This window comes from Nocardioides sp., assembly GCF_031422975.1.
In the GTDB taxonomy this organism is placed as follows: Bacteria; Actinomycetota; Actinomycetes; order Propionibacteriales; family Nocardioidaceae; genus Nocardioides.
In genome coordinates, this window is the sequence record NZ_JANPEO010000515.1 from 1 (window position 1) to 3,484 (window position 3,484).

Here is a 3,484-nt window from a genome sequence, read left to right on the forward strand (position 1 = left end):
CCCCGACTCGATGCGATCGGGCAGCCCTAGAGTGGCGCCGTGGACTTCTACTCCGCCTACGCCCAGGGCTTCGCCCGGGTCGCGGCCATCACGTTGCCGGTCGCGATCGGCGACCCGGCGACCAACGCCGAGCGCATCGTCGAGCAGGCGAGGGCAGCCTCCGCGGAGCACGTGGCGGTCGCGGTGTTCCCCGAGTTGTCGCTGAGCGGCTACTCGATCGACGACCTCTTCCTCCAGGACCCGTTGCTCGACGCCGTGCGAGACGCACTCGACGAGATCGTCGGGGCCAGCGCCGACCTGCTCCCCGTCCTGGTGGTGGGTGCGCCGCTGGTCAAGGGCAACCGCGTCTACAACTGCGCGGTGGTCATCCACCGTGGCGAGGTCCTCGGCATCGCACCGAAGGCCCACCTCCCGACCTACCGCGAGTTCTACGAGCGTCGCTGGTTCGCGCCGGGCGACGACCAGCACGGGCAGTTCCTGACCCTGGGCGGCGAGGAGATCCCCTTCGGCCCCGACCTCATCTTCTCGGCCACGGACGTCGACGGCCTCCTGCTCCATGCCGAGATCTGTGAGGACATGTGGGTGCCCATCCCGCCGAGCGCGGAGGCCGCCCTCAACGGCGCGACCGTGCTTGTCAACCTCAGCGGCAGCCCGATCACGGTGGCCCGGGCCGAGGACCGCCGTCTGCTCGTGCGGAGTGCGAGCGCACGGTGCAATGCGGCGTACCTCTATGCGGCCGCGGGTCAGGGCGAGTCGACCACCGACCTGAGCTGGGACGGCCAGACGCTGGTCTACGAGTGCGGCGACCTGCTCGCCGAGGGCGAGCGGTTCCCGGCCGGGGCCGTGCGCACGGTCGTCGACGTCGACCTCGACCGGCTGCGGCAGGAGCGGCTGCGACAGGGCACCTTCGACGACAACCGGCGCGGCGCGGGCGGCGACGACGAGTTCCGCGTCATCGAGTTCGCCCTCGATCCGCCGGTGGGCGACATCGGCCTGCTCCGCAAGGTCGACCGCTTCCCCTTCGTCCCCGACGATGCCGAACGGCTCGCGCTCGACTGCTACGAGGCCTACAACATCCAGGTCTCCGGTCTCGAGCGTCGCCTGGAGTCGATCGGGCAGCCGAAGGCGGTCATCGGCGTCAGTGGCGGCCTCGACTCCACGCACGCCCTCATCGTGGCGGCCAGGGCCATGGACCGGCTCGGCCGGCCGCGCACCGACATCCACGCCTTCACGATGCCCGGCTTCGCGACCGGTGAGGCCACGAAGAGCTATGCCACGCGACTGAGCCGGGCGCTGGGCGTGACCTTCGAGACCCTCGACATCCGGCCCGCAGCCGAGCAGATGCTCAAGGACCTCGACCACCCCTACGCCGACGGTGAGCTGGTCTACGACGTCACGTTCGAGAACGTCCAGGCAGGGCTGCGCTACGACTACCTCTTCCGCCTGGCCAATCACCGTGGCGGCATCGTCGTCGGCACGGGGGACCTCTCCGAGCTGGCGCTCGGATGGTGCACCTACGGCGTGGGCGACCAGATGTCGCACTACACGGTCAACGCCGGGGTGCCCAAGACGCTCGTCCAGCACCTCATCCGCTGGGTCATCTCCAACGGCGAGTTCAGTGACGACACCAATGCGGTGCTCACCGAGATCCTCGAGCAGGAGATCACTCCCGAGCTGATCCCAACCGAGGAAGGCAAGAAGCCACAGGCCACCGAGGACATGGTCGGGCCCTACAACCTGCAGGACTTCGCGCTCTTCCACGTCGTCCGGCGTGGCTACCGACCACGCAAGATCGCGTTCCTGGCGTGGCACGCCTGGCGCGACGTGACCGCGGGGGAGTGGCCTCCCGGCTTCCCGGAGAAGGCCCACGTCGCCTACGACCTTGTCGAGGTGCGCAGGTGGCTCGAGGTCTTCCTGAGGCGGTTCTTCGCCAACCAGTTCAAGCGCAGCGCCCTGCCCAACGGGCCCAAGGTCAGCTCGGGCGGCACGATGAGCCCGCGCGGGGACTGGCGGATGCCGAGCGATGCCACGGGCACGGCCTGGCTGGCCGACCTGGCCTCGGTTCCGGACGAATGACGGGCTCGACAACTAACCGGCCCACCGGCGCGTCGTACCTCTGAACGCCCCTGACAGCGGAAGGTTTGCTCGTGTCCCGTCTCCCGGTCCGCCCCCTGGCCGGCGCGCTGATCGGCGCCCTGGTGATCGTGATGACGTCCGTGCTCGGCGCGGCGTACGCCAGTGCCGTGCCGGGTGACGCCACCCGTTCGGCCGCGATCGAGCTCGACACCGACCTCACCCTTCTCATCGCCAGGTGCGAGGGCTGCGTGATCACGTTGCTGTCCAACGACGGCGCCGACCCGATCTACTCCTCGGTGCCCGCGACGGTCATCGACGGCTCGGTCACGGTCAACCTGCCCTCGGCCCGCACCGCCGGCATGAGCGTCCGGGTCGAGCCCCCGTGGCTCACGACGGCGGTGGCCGCCGACACGTTCGTGGCGTGGCGCTACGCCGGCACCGCGATCGGCGCCCGCATTGGCTTCAAGCAGGCGCGGACGAAGCGCCGCGCCAGTGGCTGCTGGGCAGGCACCGTCAACGAGGCGGTCACGCTCACGGTCAAGGTGCGACGTGTCTGGTTCCACGCACGGCCCGGAGCGATCGCCTGGGCTCCGGTCACGGAGAGCACCGTGCCGCCCATGGAGCGCGTTCGCGACGGCGTGCTGGTCAGCGACGACGTGCTGGCCTGCGACCTCTACCCCTGAGGCCTCCACGTCGCTGCGCTGGTCCACCACGATGGCGGCGTCAGGGCGCCCAAGGAAACCCCAAGGTGGGGCTCCTAGGCTCGGTTGAGTGCCGGGACTGGCGGTGGCGCGCCCGACACGGTTGGGCAATGATGGGACCGGTCAAGCGTTCACCTAGGAGTTGTGCGATGGCCGTACTGAGCGATCCGGACCGTCCTGACGAGGGCCTGACCCGCCGCGCGTTCCTGCGCGTGTGCACCCTCGGGGTGGCGGTGCTCGCACTCGCGGCCGTCCTCCTCACTCCGACGACATCCTTCGCGCTGCCGACGGCCGGCTTCACCTTCACCCCGGCCTCGCCCACGACCGACGAGCCGGTGACGTTCACGTTCACGGGGACCTGCGACGCACCTCCCTGCCGGGTCCAGTGGCGCTGGTTCCAGCCGGGCGGCAGCAGCCGGGGCACCTCGATGGGCGAGGGGAACCAGATCGTGTACGCCTTCGCGGCGGCGGGCAGTTACGGGGTCGTCGTCCTCATCACCAACTCCCAGCCGACCCATGGCAGCGCGACGGCCACGCAGTACATCCTGGTTGCCGACCCTCCACCGCCACCACCGCCACCACCGCCGCCTCCACCGCCTCCGCCGCCGCCGCCGCCGGCAACCCCGCCGGCAACCCCGCCCGCACCGCCGCCGGCAACGCCACCCGCACCGCCGCCGCCGCCGGCAACGCCGCCGCCGCCACTCCAG

3 protein-coding genes are annotated in these 3,484 nt (G+C 70.6%); all 3 read left to right on the forward strand.

Annotation, left to right across the window (positions count from 1 at the left end):
* Positions 1 to 39 precede the first annotated feature (39 nt).
* Positions 40 to 2,076: an NAD(+) synthase gene (locus tag RMO85_RS15425; protein WP_310529607.1), complete on the forward strand. Its 2,037-nt coding sequence runs from the start codon at positions 40 to 42 to the stop codon at positions 2,074 to 2,076.
* A gap of 71 nt (positions 2,077 to 2,147) precedes the next feature.
* The gene (locus RMO85_RS15430; protein WP_310529608.1) at positions 2,148 to 2,759 is read left to right on the forward strand and encodes a hypothetical protein; all 612 of its coding nucleotides are present in this window, start codon (positions 2,148 to 2,150) and stop codon (positions 2,757 to 2,759) included.
* A gap of 167 nt (positions 2,760 to 2,926) precedes the next feature.
* Positions 2,927 to 3,484 (forward strand): twin-arginine translocation signal domain-containing protein (locus RMO85_RS15435; protein ID WP_310529609.1); only part of this gene is annotated, 558 nt, incomplete at its 3' end.